The following is a 17,343-nucleotide window of genomic DNA, read 5'->3' as shown; positions in this document are numbered from 1 at the left end:
CCCGTTCGGGCGCGAGCCGCGCGGGTGTACGTTGATCCGTGCTGTAATGAAAACCATCTTCATTTTGTGAAAGGGTTTCGCCGTGAAGATCGCGTTCGTCGGCAAGGGCGGCAGCGGGAAGACCACGCTGTCGTCGCTGTTCGTCTCGTACCTGGCCGACGCCGGCAAACCGGTGCTGGCCATCGACGCCGACATCAACCAGCACCTCGCCGTCGCCCTCGGCGCGACCGAGGAGGAAGCGCTCGCGTGGCCCACGCTGGGCGACAACATGGCGCTCATCAAGGACTACCTGCGCGGCGACAACCCGCGGATCCCCTCCGCGTCGGCGATGATCAAGACCACGCCGCCGGGCCGCGGATCGCGCCTGGTCACGCCCTTCGAGGACAACCCCGTCACCGACGCGTGCTTCCGGTTCCTGGGCGACGTGCGCCTGGGCGTCACGGGCCAGTTCGACGAGGACGACCTCGGCGTGGCGTGCTACCACTCGAAGGTCGGCGCCGCGGAACTCCTGCTCAACCACCTGGTCGACGGCCCGGGCGAATACGTGGTCATGGACATGACCGCCGGCGCCGACGCCTTCGCGTCCGGCCTGTTCACGCGCTTCGACGTGACGTTCCTGGTCTGCGAGCCCACCCTGCGCAGCGTCGGCGTGTACCGCCAGTACGCCGACCACGCGCGCGACTTCGGCGTGCACCTGGTGGCGGTGGGCAACAAGGTGACCGACGCCGAGGACGTGGCCTTCCTGCAGTCCTCGCTGGGCCCGGCTTTGCTGGGCTGGCTCGAGTCGTCGCGCCACGTCCGCGCCGGCGAGCGCGGCACTTCGCGCCCCATCGGCGAACTGGAACCACACAACCTGGGCACGCTGTCGTCGATGCTCTCGACGGTCGACGGCGTCACCCGCGACTGGTCCCGCTACCAGCGCCAGGCGGTGGACTTCCACCTGCGCAACGCCCGCGCCTGGGCCAACGGCCGCACCGGCGAGGACCTCGAGGCCCAGGTGGACCCCGAGTTCGTGTTGGAGCCGGGGGTTTCGACGTCTTTGTGAGGTTGTGGGGTCGGCGAGTGTCCGGCTCGGCACGCCGGTCACGCCTCGGCGGCCCGGTCCGGGCCGGGCCGGTCCGCGAAATGCCGGCCGGACTGTGACAACCAGCCCATGCCTCGCTTTGGCCACAGTCTCTAGGAGGCGAGGTGTCGGCCGGGTCGGCCTGCGCCAACCTTCGCGGGCTGATCTCAGGCGCGCCGGAGAGCGCGGGTCAGATGACAGCGGGCCGGACTGACCCAGGATCCGTCGGGCCAGGCCGGATGACCTGGCCCGACGCGGCTGGTGGTCGGTCACCGTCCCATTCGCGGTCGGCGGCGTCGACCTGGCGACTGCACTCGCGCGGCGACGTCTCGGGCCGGTCCATCGGCTGTGCGTCAGTGCGCTGAGCCGGACACGGCAGCAAAGTGCCGGCCAGAGGTTGCTGTAGCCCCCGTTGCGCCGGTTTCGGCGGCGACTCCGCACATTGAGCCGGCGACCCCGAGCGGCGACGAGCAGGCCGGGCCGACTGACAACTGCACTATCAGCCCCTGTTTCGCCGACGATTGCGGCCGCCCTGCTGGCATGCCCAGGATTGCGACGTCGCGGCCGGAGCGAACTGACGACTGCGCCATCAGCCCTTGTTTCGCCCGCGGACCGGCTCCTTTGCTGGCCCGCCCCAGAGGCGCGTGCCGGGCGAGCGATCCGGCAACTCCGCTATCAGCCCCTGTTTCGCCGGCGGACCGGCGCCTTTGCTGGCCCGCCCCGGAAGCGCGTGCCGGGCGGGCGATCCGGCAACTCCGCTATCAGCCCCTGTTTCGCCGGCGGACCAGGCCCTCTGCTGGCGGGCGAACTGACGACTCCGCTATCAGCTCTGGTTTCGGCGGCGGTTCCGACGTCCCTGCTGGCCTTGCCCCCGTACCTGCCAGTTGGGGCGAAGTCGCGCCTGCGCTAACCGCTCCGGTCTCGGCTGCGATTCCGTCTGCGTTGAGCTGACCTGTCCTGCGCGGCGGCGTATCGGCCTGGTCGGGCCGCGCCGACCTTCGCGGGCCTCGATCAGGCTCGCCGGAGAGCGCGGGCGGACGTCAGCGGGCCGGGCCGGATATACCCGGCCGGGCGGGGCGGGTGGTCAGTCGCCGTCCCATTCGCGGTCGGCGGCGTCGGCCTGGCGGTTGCGCTCGCGGGCGATGTCGAGGGCGCGGCGGGCAGTGGCCTCGTCGGGGTAGGGCCCGAGGAGGTCGATGCTCCGGCTGCGTTCCAGGTGTTCCACCTCGTGGGTGCGGGTGTTGTAGTACCAGCCGGGGTCGGGGTTGGGGTCGTCAGCCATGCGTCCAGCCTGACATCCGGCAGGTCACTTGCGCCAGCGGAACGGGATCTCGGTCGGGTCGCCGGTGGGGCCGAACTCGCCGCCGTCGGGGTCGTCGCTGTTGGGTGGCGTGGCGGTTTGCGGTGCGGTGCTGGGGTTGTCGGGGTGCTGGTCGAACCAGCCGCGCACCTGGGGGATGCCGCGGGGTGGGGTGGGGGTGTCGTCGGCGGGGTGGGGTGGGGGTGCGCTCGGTTGTTGCCCCTGGACCGTCTGCTCCGAGAACCCCAGCGGCACCTCCCTCACCTGGGCGCCCGCCGCCTGCCCCTGCTGCCCCGCCAACTTCCTCTCCATCGACGACGGCTGCGGCAACCCCGGCTTCTCCTCAACGGGCCGGCTCACCTCCGGCACCACCGGCACCACGGGCTCCTTCCCGGGAAACACCGGCGGCGCGGCGCGATACACCCGCGCCGCCGCAGGTGGCGGCGCCACGGGCCCGGTCTCGTGACCGGGGAACACCGGCAGGGGGCGACCGTCGGGGCCCAGCGCGGGCCGTGTTTGGGGTTGGGGCAGCTCGGGCCAGGAGGCTCGCGGTTCTTGCCGGCCCCAGCCAGGCTGCGGCAAGCCACTCGCAGGGGAAGGCGGCTGTTGTCCATCGGGCTGCGCACCCGGTTGCGGCAAGCCGCTCGCCGGGGAAGGCGGCTGTTGTCCATCGGGCTGCGCACCCGGTTGCGGCAAGCCGCTCGCCGGGGAAGGCGGCTGTTGTCCATCGGGCTGTGTACCCGGTTGCGGTAAGCCGTTCACTGGAGCCGCTGGTTGCTGTCCCTCCGGCTGGGCACCCGGCTGGGGCAAGCCACTCACCGGGGGCGCCGGTTGGGGCACCTGCGGCTGTGCACCCGGTTGCGGCAAGCCACTCGCCGGGCCGGACGGCGGCTGCCCGCCGGGTCCTTGCAGTCCGCTCGGCTGAGGCAAGCCGTTGATCGGAGCCGCTTGTTGCATCACCTCCGGCTGTGCGCCCGGCCGCGGCACGCCACTCACCGGACCGGCCGGCTGCGCCGCCTCCGGCTGTGCGCCCGGTTGCGGCGAACCGCTCACCGGGCCGGACCGCTGTTGCCCGCCAGGTCCCTGCACTCCGCTCGGCTGGGGCAAGCCGTTGACCGAAGCCGCTTGTTGCATCACCTCCGGCTGTGCGCCCGGCTGCGGCACGCCGCTCGCCGGGGCCGGCGGCTGGTGTCCCTCTGGCTGTGGCAAGCCGCTTCCTGGAACCGCCGATTGCGCACCCAGTTCGGGCGAGCCACTGACCGGGGCGGCCGGCGGTTGCCCATCGGGGCCTTGCACTCCGCCTGGCTGGGGCAATCCACTCGTGGCTGCATCGGGCTGCGCGCCAGCGGACTGCGGCGCACCCGGCTGGGGCGCCCCGCTGACGGCGCCCGCAGACTGCGGCTGTGCACCGCCCGGCAAAGGCCCGCCCGGTTGTGGCTGGCTCCACTGACCGCTCGGCTGCTGTTCGCTTCCCGTCTGAGGCTGGGCCCAGCCAGAGTGCGGCTGCACTGCGCTCGATTGGCCGGTCCACTGCGGCGTTGCCTCGCTCGGCGGCTGCAGCGCACCAGCCGCCGGTTGGGTCGGCTGAGGCGACGAAGGTTGCTGTGGCAGCACACTGCCATCCGGCGCACCGCCGCTTGCCGGCTCGCTGTAGTGCGGGTGACCAGCGACGTGCTCCGACTGCGCAGCCGGAGGCTGAGCCCGAGGGACCTGCGCCGGTGCGGGGCCCTGCTGCGCCGGCGGGAACTCCTCTTGCGGGCGCTCGATCTCCTGGTCAGCCGACCCTGCATTCGCACCAGACGGCTCATGCTCCGCGCTCGGAACTTGCTGCTCCGGCGGCGCGCTCTGTGACATCGGCTGACCGACCGCTGCGGCCGGCTCCGGCTCAGTCGTGGAGGGCACCGGTGTTGAGTCGGCCTCCGCATCCGCCGGTTGCTCGGATGCTTCGGCATGCGGAGTCGGCGCGGGCGGTTCAGCACTTTCGGCTTGACCCGCCGCAACGACAGAAGCCGCCTCAGCCTGCTGCGGCACCTCAACCTGCGGCGAAGCCTCCTCAATCGCAGACTGCAGCCCGCTTTCGGTGGCCTCGGCCGCCCCCTGATCAGGCGACGCCTCGTTCGCCGGAGACGCCTGGGGCTGCTCCTCCACCAGCGGCGATCGGTCCAGCGGCTGCGGCTCTGCCTGCTCGGCAGGGGTCCGCATCGAAGGCTCGGTCGCCAGTGGCGCCGGCGACTGCTCGCCCGCATGCGACGACCGGTCCGACAGCTGCCGCTCGGTGAGGGCGATTTGCGACTGCGGGGAAGGTTCCGTCCCCGGTGACGTCGGCTGATCAGTCGATGGCGGGTGTTCGGCCGAAGGTGCGGGTGGCGGTGTTGGCTCCGGCTGTTCGGTCTGTCGCGGCGGTTGGTCAGCATTCAGCTGCGGCGAAGAGCCCGCCGGGGCTTGTGCTGGCTCGGGAATCTGTGCTACGGGTTCGCCGAGGTCCGGTGTGCCGGCGTTGGGGGCCTCGGAGGGTTCCGGCAACCCGGCCGCGGAGGTCGGCTCGAGTGAGGGAGCACTGCTGGCCGGGTTTGGTTCTGGCGCCGGTGGCGCGGTCGCCGGCGCATCGGCCGGGATCGCAGCCTTCGCTGGAGGCTCGGCAGGAGCCGGCCGAGTGTCTGGGGTCGGCGTCGGGGCTTCCGCGGTGGGCGCCGGGGCGGGCGCGGGCGTCGTTGCCGGAGGCGCCGAAGGAACGGCGCCGGTAGGCGAGTCGGCGAGGTTGGGCGTTGAAGTCCGGGCAGGCTCGGGCTCCGTCGACGGGGATAGCGTCTGCGCAGGCTCGGGCTCCGCAGGCGGAGCCAGCGTCTGGACGGGCTCGGGCTCCGCAGGAGGAGGCGGCTGAAGGGGCTCGGGGTGCGTGACCGGTTCCGAGGCGGGCGGGGTCTCGGGTGGGAGCAGGCCGGGTTCGGGCGTCTGGGCGATCGGCGGCTGGGGGGCCGGAGGAGCCGGTGGTGGCTGGGGAGCCGAGGTCCACTGCGGTTGGGTGGAGACCGGGATTTGAGAAGGCACGACAGGCACCGGCGCCGACGGTGTCTGAGCAGTCTCGGGTGCCGCGGTTGGGACTGGGGGTCCTCCGGCGAAGTTCGGACCGCCGCCGATGGCCGGAGAGCCCGTGTCGAAGGTCGCTGTGGTCGGGTCGACGGCGCCGGTCGCGAAGGTTGAACCGCCAGGGTGAACTGCGGCGGAGTGTTGCCAGCCGGCTGGTTCGGGCGACGGTGCGGTGTGAGGAGTCGGGTTGAAACCGAGGTGCGATGGTCCGGGGGTTGGCGTCTGGAAGACAGGGTCGGCCGGGACTGGGCCAGGGTTTGAGGTAGCAGGAGCCGAAGCAGCGCCAGGGCCCGGGCCGACAGGGCCCTGACTGCCTTGCGCCGGGTCGGGAGCAGCAGGGTTCGGACCACCAGGAATCGGAGCGCCAGGAACCTGAGCGCCAGGATCGCCAGAGCCCGAGCCGTGGCTCTGGTTCTGGTTCTGGCCAGGGTTTGACGCAGGACCCGGAGCGCCAGGCCCAGTGGCGCCGAACCCCGGAGCCCCCGGAACACCAGCACCAGGACCAGAAACCCCCGGAACCTCACCCTCACCTGGGTGCGGCACCGTCCGCCACACCGGGGCCGGGCCGATGTTCATGGGTGCGGGCGCGCGCAGAGGCTGGGAGGGGGCGGGAGCGGCAGGGCGCGCCGTGGGCTTGGGAATCGGGTCCAGGCATGACACCAGGACGGTCGTGTTCAGGGGGTCGTCGACCTTGCGGCCGCTGCGTTCGCGGTAGATCATCTCGCCTTCGGTGTCGATTTCGACGAGGTAGCCGGCCTCGGCCAGTTGTTCCTCGTCGAGGTCGACGAGCTTTTCGTAGCGCGACGGGACGACGCGGTAGATCGGCCAGGCGAGCTGGGCGTGTTCGGCGTGGAACTGGGCCAGCAGGGCCGCCATCTGTTGTTGCCAGGGCAGCGACATGCCCTCGGCCAAGGACCGCGGCAGCACGACGTACCCGGGGTCGACGCCGGGCCAGCCGTGGGCCAGGTGGTCGGCCAGAGGGGTGCTCGACGCGGGGTGCGCGGCCTGCCGCGGGGGCTGGGGCGCACCGAACAACGTCGCCGGGTCCTGGGGTTCGCCCTGGCCGGGCTTGCCTCGTTTGCCGAATTTCCGTGCCACGTGTGTCATCCTCTGCCAGCGCGCGGCCGCGTGCTCGTGGACAGGCCGCGACTTCGGGTGAATCCGCGGCGCCGGTCCAGCGCCTTAGCGGTCACCCCGGTCCGTGTCAAGAGCCGGTGACTCCCGAACTCCATGCTAGACGCCGGGGCGCACCGCCTGCGGTACCACTTCGGCCTCGTCGAAGGAGAAGGGGCGCACGTGCACGGGGACGCCCGTCTGCTGGGCCTCGACGATCTTGCCGTCGCCCAGGTACATGGCCACGTGGTGGATGGTGGACGGATCTGCCGGATCGGTCGCGAGGAAGATCAGGTCACCGGGCTGCGCCTCGCGCACCGGGAGCATCGCGCCGGCCTTGTACTGATCCTGGGAGACGCGCGGCAGGATCACGCCGGCCGACTCGTAGGCGCGCAGCATGAGGCCGGAGCAGTCGTAGGCGTCGGGACCGGTCGCGCCCCACACGTAGGGCTTGCCCTGCTCCCCCAGCGCGAACTTGATGGCCTGCGCCGCCGCCTGGCTGGGCGGGAGCGCGGCGCCGAGGCCCTGGCCGCAGCCGGACGCGTCGACGACCTGGCCCAGGTTCTCGATCAGCACGGAAGCCATGGCTTCCCACTTGTGGTAGCGGTCGGGGAAACCCGATCGCTCCACGGCCTGCGCGGCGTCACCCGGGCGTTTGTTCTGCCAGTCGGGCACGGCGAGGAGCACGTCGTAGAACTTGTTGATCGCGTAGTTCGGGTCGGTGACCTGCGCGACGCTGCCCCAGTTCATCGACGGGCGCATCTGGAAGATGCCGAGCGAGTCGCGGTCGCCGTAGTTCAGGTTGTGCAGGTGTGATTCCGTCATGCCGGCCTGGATCGCCACCTGCCAGGCGCGCGGGGCGAGGCTGCGCTGCTTGCCGATGGAGATGATGAGCGAGACGATGCCGCGCTGCTCGTTGTCGAGGTTCTGCGCCTGCGCCGCCCCGGTCTCCGGCTGGCCGGGCTGCGTGGGGCCGATCGCGGCGTCGCACGAGGTGTTGAGAATGCCGCCCGCGGCGGCTTCCTGCTGGTCCACCACGACTTTCGTCACGGTGCTCGCGGTGAGCACCGTCGCGAAGACAGCAGCGACCAGCACCGCGACGAGGATCGCGATCTTCACCGTGTCAGCTCGCCTGGTCGTAGTCCGAAACCCGCCACCCCGCGCCGGTGTTGACCACGGTGATGGACAGCTTCGGACCGTCAGTGGGGACGAGGACTACGACGGAGCTGGTGTAGGAGGACTGGACCGTCGCGTCGCCGGTCACGCGCGTGGCCGGGATGTTCGCGGGGTCCACAGTGGACATCTGGGGCAGGAACTCGTCGGTGGTCAGGGTGCGCATGCCGTTGAGCCAGTCGGCGTTGGTGATGCCCGCCGGGTGGTTGACCCACGCCGTGGCCCACTGCTTGGCGACGTTGATGGCCTCGGGGTTCGGCGCCGCCGACGTCGGGGTCAGCAGTGGGCTCGACAGCCGCGTCGGGAGCGTCGCGGTGGTCGGCACGGGTGCCGCGAGGCCCGGCGGCGGCGACGTGGTCGTGGCGACCGAAGTGCTGCCCGGCGCGCCCGGCGTCGCGGTGGCCGGCTTGCCCATCACCTTCGGCAGCACGATGCCGAGCGCGGTGACCACGATCGCCAGGAACACGAGCGTGCCCACGAGGTGCCGGGGCGAGCGGAGCGGGTAGCCCCACAGGCGGCGGTAGACCGCGGTCCGGCCGCGGTTGGTGCGGATCGGCACGCGTCACCGCCCCATGAGCTGGTCGGTGTCGCGGACCTCGATGCCACGGGAAGGCCGGTACAGCACGAAAACGGGCTTGCCCGCGACCACTTCCGGGTCGACCCGGCGCGGCTGCGCGCGGATGCCCGGCGGTGTGTAGACACCTGCCTGCTCCGGAATCGACTCCGGCGACGCGTAGCCCCGATCCGACGAGCTCATCCGCGACGGGACGACCACGGGTTCCTGCTCGTCGCTCCAGCGCCGGTCGGCCACCGGCGACGTGTCGACGCGCCGGCTCTCCTGCGTCGGCACGCGACGGCCGCCGACCGCGTAGTCGCCCGGCTCGCCTGTGACCGGGTTGTACTGCGAGAACACCGGCGCTCCCCCGCCGCCCGAGGTCAGCGCGGCGCGCTCGCCGGCCGAGCCGACGGCGCCGGGCCACGGCGCGCCCGACCACGCGGCGGCCGGCCGCGCGGAGCGGGAACCGTTGTCGAGCCGCTGCGCGCTGGCGAAGACCGCGGCCTCCGGCCGGTAGCGCCCGCCGCCGACGGTCGCACCCATCGGGCCGCGCGCTTCGCCGTCGACCACGTCGTCGGTCTCGCGCACGTTCTGCCAGAACTCGTCCTGCGGCGTCGGCCCGGCCTTCTTGCGGAAGCGGGAGAAAATGCCGCCGTTGGGCGAAGGCACGGCCGCGCCCACCACGTTGACGGACATCTCGACCATCTGCCACAGCCGCCGCACCGGCCGTCCGACGAGGAACAGCAGCACCGTGATCAGGCCGGCGAGCACCATCTGTGTGAGCAGGTTGAGCGAGTTGCCCGCGTCGAAGATCGCCTGCAGCAGCAGCGCGTGCACCCCCGCGAGCACCGACAGCACCACCAGGTTGAACGCGATCCCGCCGGCCACCTTCAGCACGCGGCGCAGGATGTCCGGGTGCAGCAGCGCGACGAGACCGATCAGCGGCGCGGTGAGCGTGAAGAGGCGGATCAGGACCTGCGCCAGGAGCACGGAAGCCTTGGCCAGCAACTGGAACAGCGAGTAGACGATGCTCTGGCCGAGCGCCAGGAACCCGGCACCGGTGCGGCCGCCGGACTCGCCGGTGAAGTAGCCGGTGGCGGGGCCGAGCTTGCCGGAGATGTCTTTGAAGGCGGCCTTTTTGGCGTCGACGACGTTTTGCTTGCCGTCGTCTCCGTTCACGAGCTGGTCGCGGGTGAACGCCTGCGCGTCGAGCAGCGGTTTGCCGAACTGGTCGGCCTGCGGCGCGGTCGGCGAACCGAACTCCCCGCGCAGCCAGTTGTCGTAGACGATCTGCGTGTGCAGGTTCGTCGGCAGGATGTCGCGCACGATCCGGTCGGAGCTCTCGTCGACGAAGCCCGCCTGGATGTTCGTGGTGGTCTGGACGATCGCTTTGTCGATCGGGTCGAAGTACCGCAGCATCGCCAGCGACGACGCCGCGAGCCACACCCCCGCGAGCGCGTACAGGGCCCGTTTGCTCACCGCCGCGAGGTCACCCCGCCAGATCTGGCGGAACAACAGGATCGACAGGATCAGCGCGACGAGCCCGAACAGCTGCGCGTAGATGTTGTTGTAGACCTTCTCCGCGCCCGATTTCACCGCGTTGTAGATCGGGTTCAGCAGCCCGCCCTCGAGCACGGTGTAGTGCAGCGAGTTGGTGGCGCCGACGATGTTCTTGCCGACGTTGAACAGCTGGTTGCCCGCCCACGTGTCGATCGTGGAGCTGGGCGAGGCGATGGCGGACAACGCCGTGCAGTTGGTCTGGTAGGTGTTCCAGACCATGCCCGCGTAGCTGTAGTCGATGTACGCGCTGCCCGGCTCGCCGTGGCCTTCCGGCGGGTCGATCGCGCCGACCATGCCGGAGCCCGGCCGCTCGGGGTTCGGCGACTCACCACAGGCCGCGGCGTTGGCCGACGGCGCCATGAGCACCGTCTGCAGGCCGAGGATCGTGATGACGGCGAGCATCGCGGCCCGCCGGCTCGGCTGCCGGCGCCCGCCCGGCTTGGGGCCTTCCTTGATGCGCCGCTTCAGGGCATGCCAGCCGGCGGCGAACGACAGGACGAACGCCAGCGTCCAGACTGTGTTCACGCGGCATCCCTGCCGGTACCACCCTTGCCGCCGGCCCGGGCGTGCCGGTCCGGGGAGTGTCCGTTGGCAGGTTGTCCGTTTCCGTTGTGCACCGCACCCTCCACCTCGCCGGTCTCGGACGCGAGCGGGTCCGGCGAGCCGAGGAGCTGCTCGTCGGTCAGGCCGACTTCGAGCTCGGCCTGGAGCTCGAAGTCTTGTTCCAGCTCGTCGTCCTCCGGTGGGGTGGGGACGTAGGGGGCGGGCGCTTCCTCGTGGGGTAGCACGAGGGCGGCGCCCGGCTTGGTGTGTGCGTCGGGGGAACCCGGGGTGGTGTCCATGACCGAGCGCAGCTGGTCGAGGTGGGGGCCGGAGAAGTCGACGCGGATGCGTTCCACGCCGCCGGCGCCGTCGCCGAAGATGAACTGGCGGGGTTCCACGTCGCGTTCCGTGCCGCGTTGGGCGCCGGGGCGGCGGCCGAGGGCGGCGACGACCTGTTCGTAGCCCACGCCGACCGGGACCTTCAGCAGGCGCAACGCATCCGCCTGGGCGTCGTCGTCGTCGAGGCGGCCGACGAAGACCGAGTCCAGCAACGCCACGAAGCCCTGGATCTTCAGGAAGTCGGCCGGGATCTGCGACGACAGCAGCACGCGGACGTTCCACTTTCGCGAGTCACGCGCGAAGCGGTTCATCAGCACGCGGCCGGTCGGGACCTCGGACAGGAAGAACGCCTCGTCGATCCAGACGCCCTTGCGCTGTTCCTTCGGCTTCTCGTACACCGACCGCTGCGTGAGCCACGCCGCGAGGTTCAGCATCTCGACGCCGAGCGACTCCGCGTCGGTCCAGTACTCGCGCGGCACGCCGTCCTTGGGCAGGGTCAGGCCCGCCATGGTCAGCACGGTCATGCGGTCGTCGCGCGTCTCGGAGTACGGGTCGGCGTCGCGTTCCGGGATGAGCAGCGCCATGCGTTCGCGCATCTCGTCGAGGAAGTCGGCGACGACGACGGCGTGCTCGTGGTGCTCGCTCGAGTCGCGGCGCAGCGCGTCGATGACCTGGCCCGGGTCGGCGTCGAAGCGACCGCCGACGGCACGGACGGCACGCAGCAGCACGATCCGCGTCTGCGCCATGCGCGACACCTCGTACGGCAGCACACCCGACAGCACGTCCAGGACCAGCCGCCGCCGGGTCGCGCCGGCGAGCGCCTTTTCGCGGCGCCACGAGCGCTCTGGGTCGTCCTCGTCCATGAAGTGCTCGATGAGCGGGTCGGCCACCACGCGGTACGGGTTGAGGATGCCGGGCTGCGCGTTGAGCAGGTTGATCGGCCGCGCGTACGGCCGCAGCTCCGGCAGGTCGCACAGCCGAGCCAGTGGGCCCGACGGGTCGAGGATCGTCCAGTGCGCCCCGGCGCGCAGCGTCTTGTAGACGATGCCGCCGCCGAGGAACGACTTGCCGCCACCGAGGCCGGCCACCATCGCGGTGAGGCCCGAGCCGTCGCGGATCTCCTGCGCCATCCACGGGTCCCACGCCACCGGACGACGGGTCGCGGTCACGGTCTCGCCGAGCAGGATGCCGCGCCGGTCGCCGACCTCCGCGGTGGCCGTGGGCACGGCCGACGCCGTCCACACCACCGAGCCGCGGCGCATGTACGCCGCCGACGCCAGCGGCTCACCCGGGATGAACTCCCGCGCCATCGCGTACTGGGCCTCGGGGTGCTCGATCGCGACCTTCGGCTTGTACAGGTCGAGCAGCTGCTGGGCCAGGCGCAGCGCGTCACGCTCCGTCGGACCGGACACGGCCAGGCGCCACCACGAGCGCACCCGCGTGGCCAGCGCGGTGAAGCCCGACGTCATCTCGTCGTCGATCTCCAGCACACGCCCGGCCTGGCGCGCAAGCGATTGCGGCGGCTCCAGCTCGTGCTCGTCGGTGTAATGCTTGACCTGCGAACGCACCTTGTTCATCTGGCGCTGCAGCTCACCCGCGACCTCTTCGGGCCGGCGCACGTAGATGCGCGCGGACACCTCGACGGCGGCAGGCAGGCGGTCGGCGTGCTGGATCCACGGGTCGTCGACCTCGGGGATCTGCAGGCCGTGCATCTGGCCGACGGTGAGCACGGCGAGGTGCCGCGACACGCCCGCGTTGGACCCCGTGCGGCCACGGACGGTGACCGTGGGCGCGTACGGGTCGGCGTGGAAGTCGGCCGCGTCGGTGAAGCTGGCGAGGTCCTCGGGCTCCCAGGCGGCGCCCGGCACGGCCGGCATGTTGCGCGGCGCGGGCAGGCCCAGCGAGCACGAGCGGTGCATCAGCCAGGACATCTCCTCGGCGTGCACCGGGCGGCCTTCCAGCCCGGCGGTGCCGATGACCTGGTCGAGGTGCTCGACCTCGGAGTCGAGCGCCACCAGCTCGGCGTCGACGGCCTCGGGCAGGATCTTGCGCAGCACGGGGGCCGCGCGTTCGACGGCGCGGTCGACCATGCGCCGGGTCTGCACCTGGACGCCGAGGTAGACCTCTTTTTCCGCCATCGAACGGCCCATCAGCTGCTGCTGCTCGCCGATGAGGTAGTCGTCGAAGGAAAGCGCGCCCGGCACGTCCTGCGGCCGGCCGACGGCGTTGTGCACGTGGGCCTCGGCCCACATGCGGATCGGGTACGGCCGGTTGGTCACGCGCAGGTGCAGCCAGCGGCCCTGCAGCTCGGCGTACTGGCCCGCGATGGCTGCGATCAGGTCGCGGCGCTGCGAGTCGGAGCGGAACGACCACCGTTGCGGCGCGAGCCGGTACCAGGCGTACACCTCGTGCCCGGTGCGCAGCAGGTGCCCGTCGATGCTGCGCGCCGCGATCGACGGCGTGTACGCGGGTATGGCCTGCTCACCGGGCAGCCTCTTGCCCGCCGAGGAGTTGTTCCTCGGCGAGGGTTGCCGGACCTGCTGCGGGGTTTCCCAGGCGCCCGTGGGCACGCTTCGATCCCGCTTTCCTCGGCTTCCGCCGCGACCGAACAACGACTACCTCCCGGCCCGAGCCGCAGGGCGGCTCCGGCGCGCTCGTGGTGCTCCCTGTGCTCCGGCCGTAACTCCGGCGCCCTGGCCGTAGCCGTGGTGCCGGTACTGCCGCCTCCTCTTGTGCTTCGGCAGCGGGCGCTCGGCCCGCACGCGGATGCGGCTGGCGCTGACGGCGCCGCCCGTGCCCGCGGCCTTCTCACGCGGTGTGTTGAGCTCTCGGCCGGCCATCGCGATCACCGCGCCCAGCGGGCGCTCGTGGCTGATCTTGGCGGTGATCAACCGGGTGATCACGATCGTGGCCACGAAAGCCCACGCCGTGGAGAAGAACCCGAAGCTCCAGCCGGCCCACCGTTCGACGGTGAGCACGACCAGGAAGACCGGTATGCCGATGAGCCACGCTACGTAGCGGGCCCTCCAGGGAAAAGTCGCCTTCGGCGGGCCGAGCCAGACGGCGTCGACCCGATAGACCTCGTCATCCGTCCTGATGCGCACGCCTGCTCCGCCTCAGCCCGTGAACAGGCCGGCGATCCACTGGCCCACGTTGACGCCGGCGCCGCTGACCGCGAGTCCGATGATGGCGAGCGCGATGACGACACCGGCGAGCCTGCGCATGACACCGGCGTTGTCACCCTTGCCGCCACCGAGCCAGAGCAGCAGGAGCGCGACGGCGAGCAACACCAGGGGGACGATGTTGTCGAGCAACCAGTTTCGGACGTTTCCGGTGCCGAGTTCGCCGGCAGCCAGCGTCTCGAGGGTGGTCATGGTCATCATCGCGTTACTCCCGGTGCGCGGACGGTCCCGCGCGGTTCTGGCTTCGGCGAAGCTTCGAACAACATCATGGCGTCACAAGGGGTAGTGGTCAAAGCGCGCTGTGTAATGTCGACTTGTGGACACGGGCGGAGGCAGGGGTCGTCTGGTCAGAATTCCTCGCCCTCCATCATGGTGGCAAGGGTGCTTGGGATTAACCCCGGCCACCCGGATTTCGCAGTGGACCCACGAACTCACCCTGCTGGGAGTATTTTGCTCACTCTCGGTGCTTCCCAAGTGGTCGGGATCCGGCCGCAACCAGTGTGGCATGCCCCATTCGGCCTCCCCGAGCGAGCCCGCAGTGTCACCGCCGCCCTGCCCCAGGGTCGCCGGGAGCAGTGAGGCGCTCGTCACGATACGCGCAAGCCGGGCCAGGATTTTCACTACATAGCGTGATGCCGGACATCGGGCACGAGAGGTGCCTTATCGGGAAGACGTCACCGCTCGGGGAAACGCCCCGGCCTTGACGACGGCGCGGCTCAGCGGCCGGCACAGCTCGGCGAGGCGGGCGGATTTTTCCCCACCCAGGTGCCGCCACGGGCCTTCGGAGGCCGCGTTCGTGGCGGCCTCGACGCGCTCGCGGAGGTCGGCGCCCTGGTCCGTGAGGTCGCCGTCGGCCCCGATGACACCCTGGTTCGCCAGGCGGGCGACCTCGGCGTCCCACTGCTCGTCGCTCCAGCCGCGCGTGCTCTTGGCCATCTCGGGCGTGAAGCCGGCGCCGCTCGCGACGTGGGTGACGAGGGCGGCCAGGCCGTCGAGGCCGTGGAGCATGAGGGCGGCGACGTGGGCGTCGCCGCGGTGCTCGCGCAGGAGCGTGAGGGCGTGCCAGAGGACGAGGTGGGGCTTCTCGGGCCAGGCGAGGCTCGCGTGGCCGGCGTAAAGGGCCCGGCCTTCGGGGCCGCAGCCGCCCGTGGCTTCCCGCGCGAGCTCGGCGGCTTCGGCGGTGGTTTCAGCGTGGACCTCGTCGCCGAGGAGCCTGGTGAGCGCGGCGTCGACGGCACTGAAGCGGGCCTCGATGATCCGTTCGGGCTCGGCGAGGGTCCACGCGCGCGGGATGTGGCGTTCGACGATCTCGGGGTTGAAGTTGTAGAACGTCGCGGCCACCACGCCGGCTTCCACGGCTCCCATCGGCGCCGAACGGCTGGCGAAGTACGTCATGCGCCCGGGCCGCAACCCCGCGGCGGTGAGGTGCTCCTCGGCTTCGGGGACGAAGTAGATCAGGGAGTGGAGGGTGTCGAAGGTGCCCTTGAACTTCTTCGCCGCTTCGGCTGCTTCGCCCATGGGCGGGATGCTACCGGGCGGTAGGTTTTTTGTCTGCGGGGATGCCGGTGGGTTTTCGGCTGGTTGCGGGGAAGAAGGCGCCCCGGACAGGGCGGACGAGTTGGCGTGTAAGCCGGATCCTGTGCCCGACGCGGCCTCTCGGCCGGTCGGGCGACGGTCATCCATCTCGGCCTGCCGTTGCCGGCAGGCTCCAGCGGCCTACCCGCAGGCATCGGACGGGCCGTCCTCAAACGCCTGCGCAGGAGCGGCAGCTCCCTCTTGGCCTTGCTCCGGGTGGGGTTTACCGAGCCACCCCGGTCACCCGGGGTGCTGGTGGTCTCTTACACCACCGTTTCACCCTTACCCCCGTCCGAGGACGGAGGCGGTCTGTTTTCTGTGGCACTGTCCCGCGGGTCGCCCCGGGTTGCCGTTAGCAACCACCCTGCCCTGCGGAGTCCGGACTTTCCTCGGACCGGGTCACCCCGATTCGCGACCGTCCAGCCAACTCGTCCGCCTGGGAATCGTACCCGCGCACCGCCGGACGGGCGCGCGGCGGGGCGAGCAGTTCGACGACGCCGAGCGTCACGATCACCGCCAGCGCCACGAGCTCCACGACGTTGATCAGGTTCACGAGCCACCAGCTCCCTTCACAAAGGGGAGTACGGGTCCCGTCCGAGACCGGTTCAAGTCGATCAGCGCAAGGTCCTTTGTGGATGATCTCAAGCCGTGGACGTGCGTTGACGCTGCTCAGGGCCGCTGTTTCACTCGCGACATGTCCGCACCAGACCTGCACGAGCCCCTGAAATTCGCCTACTGGGTCCCGAACGTGAGCGGCGGCCTGGTCACCAGCGACATCGAGCAGCGCACCGACTGGGGGTACGAGTACAACAAGCAGCTCGCCGTCCTGGCCGAGAACAACGGCTTCGAGTACGCGCTCACCCAAGTCCGCTACACCGCCAGCTACGGCGCCGCCTACCAGCATGAATCCACCGGCTTCAGCCTCGCGCTGCTGCTGGCCACGCGGCGGCTGAAGGTGATCGCCGCGATCCACCCCGGGCTGTGGCACCCCGGTGTGCTCGCGAAGTTCGTCGCGAGCGCCGACGTGATCTCCGGCGGGCGTGCGGCCATCAACGTCGTCAGCGGCTGGTTCAAGGACGAGTTCACCAAACTGGGCGAACCGTGGCTCGAACACGACGAGCGCTACCGCCGCACGGAGGAGTTCATCACCGCCGTGCGCGAGCTCTGGACGAACGACCACGCCGAGTTCGGCGGCGACTTCTACCGCATCCACGACTTCGACATCAAGCCCAAGCCCGAGGTCTCCCCCGGACGGCCGCACCCGGAGATCTTCCAGGGCGGCAACTCCACGGCCGCGCGCAAGGTCGCCGGCCGCGTGTCCGACTGGTACTTCAGCAACGGCAAGGACTACGAGGGCTTCACCGAACAGGTCGAAGACGTCCGCGCCATCGCCGACGGCCGCACTGTCCGCTTCGGACTCAACGGCTTCGTCATCGCGCGCGAAACGGCTTCCGAAGCCGAAGCCGTGCTGCGCGAGATCATCGAGAAGGCGAACCGGCCGGCCGTCGAAGGATTCCGTTCCGCTGTCGCCCAGGCCGGGAAGTCCACGTCGGACAACAAGGGCATGTGGGCCGACTCCGAGTTCAAGGACCTCGTGCAGTACAACGACGGTTTCCGCACCCAGCTCATCGGCACGCCGGAACACATCGCGGACCGCGCCATCGAATACAAGAAACGCGGCGCGAACCTGCTGCTGCTCGGTTTCCTGCACTACCTGGAAGACGTGGAGCACTTCGGGAAGAACGTGCTGCCCGTGATCCGCGAGAAGGAAGCCGAACTCGCCAAGGGCAAGGGCATTCCCGAACCAGCGGTTCTCTGAGGCACCGGCGAGGGGGACGGCCGCGCGCTCGAT

11 protein-coding genes and 1 other RNA gene are annotated in these 17,343 nt (G+C 70.8%); 2 read left to right on the top strand and 10 right to left on the bottom strand.

What is annotated here, in order from left to right; all coding sequences use genetic code 11:
• Positions 1–82 precede the first annotated feature (82 nt).
• Positions 83–1,045 (top strand): AAA family ATPase, encoded by a 963-nt coding sequence (locus ACFY1H_RS14920; RefSeq protein ID WP_366575042.1) that lies wholly within the window; start codon positions 83–85, stop codon positions 1,043–1,045.
• A 1,102-nt stretch (positions 1,046–2,147) separates the two neighbouring features.
• Here the strand turns inward: ACFY1H_RS14920 and ACFY1H_RS14915 are convergent.
• The 10 genes from ACFY1H_RS14915 to rnpB all read right to left on the bottom strand — a co-directional run bounded on the left by ACFY1H_RS14915 (position 2,148) and on the right by rnpB (position 15,922).
• Positions 2,148–2,345, bottom strand: a complete 198-nt coding sequence (locus ACFY1H_RS14915) for a hypothetical protein (protein ID WP_220246518.1) — start codon at positions 2,343–2,345, stop codon at positions 2,148–2,150.
• Between the two features lie 24 nt (positions 2,346–2,369).
• Positions 2,370–2,741 carry a hypothetical protein gene (locus tag ACFY1H_RS14910; RefSeq protein ID WP_386946833.1) on the bottom strand — a complete coding sequence of 124 codons (372 nt, stop codon included), beginning with the start codon at positions 2,739–2,741 and terminating at the stop codon, positions 2,370–2,372.
• A gap of 3,942 nt (positions 2,742–6,683) precedes the next feature.
• The gene (locus ACFY1H_RS14905; RefSeq protein WP_366575043.1) at positions 6,684–7,682 is read right to left on the bottom strand and encodes a C40 family peptidase; all 999 of its coding nucleotides are present in this window, start codon (positions 7,680–7,682) and stop codon (positions 6,684–6,686) included.
• A gap of 4 nt (positions 7,683–7,686) precedes the next feature.
• Entirely contained in the window at positions 7,687–8,295 is a 609-nt protein-coding gene (locus ACFY1H_RS14900) for a hypothetical protein (protein ID WP_366575045.1), read from the bottom strand.
• 3 nt (positions 8,296–8,298) lie between these two features.
• A complete protein-coding gene (locus ACFY1H_RS14895) occupies positions 8,299–10,377 on the bottom strand; it encodes a magnesium transporter (RefSeq protein ID WP_386946831.1) in 2,079 nt (692 codons plus the stop codon).
• Positions 10,374–13,346: an ATP-binding protein gene (locus ACFY1H_RS14890; protein WP_366575049.1), complete on the bottom strand. Its 2,973-nt coding sequence runs from the start codon at positions 13,344–13,346 to the stop codon at positions 10,374–10,376. Before ACFY1H_RS14890 ends, ACFY1H_RS14895 begins: the two co-directional genes overlap by 4 nt.
• 3 nt (positions 13,347–13,349) lie before the next feature.
• The gene (locus ACFY1H_RS14885; protein WP_366575051.1) at positions 13,350–13,838 is read right to left on the bottom strand and encodes a hypothetical protein; all 489 of its coding nucleotides are present in this window, start codon (positions 13,836–13,838) and stop codon (positions 13,350–13,352) included.
• A 12-nt stretch (positions 13,839–13,850) separates the two neighbouring features.
• The gene (locus ACFY1H_RS14880; RefSeq protein WP_285970229.1) at positions 13,851–14,117 is read right to left on the bottom strand and encodes a hypothetical protein; all 267 of its coding nucleotides are present in this window, start codon (positions 14,115–14,117) and stop codon (positions 13,851–13,853) included.
• Between the two features lie 459 nt (positions 14,118–14,576).
• Positions 14,577–15,434 carry a hypothetical protein gene (locus ACFY1H_RS14875; RefSeq protein WP_366575053.1) on the bottom strand — a complete coding sequence of 286 codons (858 nt, stop codon included), beginning with the start codon at positions 15,432–15,434 and terminating at the stop codon, positions 14,577–14,579.
• Positions 15,435–15,526: 92 nt separating this feature from the next.
• Positions 15,527–15,922, bottom strand: an RNA gene (gene rnpB, locus ACFY1H_RS14870) — RNase P RNA component class A.
• Positions 15,923–16,185: 263 nt separating this feature from the next.
• Between rnpB and sfnG the strand changes: the two genes are divergently transcribed.
• Positions 16,186–17,310 carry a dimethylsulfone monooxygenase SfnG gene (gene sfnG, locus ACFY1H_RS14865; RefSeq protein ID WP_386946828.1) on the top strand — a complete coding sequence of 375 codons (1,125 nt, stop codon included), beginning with the start codon at positions 16,186–16,188 and terminating at the stop codon, positions 17,308–17,310.
• The last annotated feature ends 33 nt before the right edge of the window (positions 17,311–17,343 follow it).

Origin of the sequence: Amycolatopsis sp. NPDC001319 (assembly GCF_042896185.1) — a bacterium.
In the GTDB taxonomy this organism is placed as follows: Bacteria; Actinomycetota; Actinomycetes; order Mycobacteriales; family Pseudonocardiaceae; genus Amycolatopsis.
The sequence above is the reverse complement of the archived record's forward strand: the minus strand, read 5'-3'. Positions and strand labels throughout refer to the sequence as shown.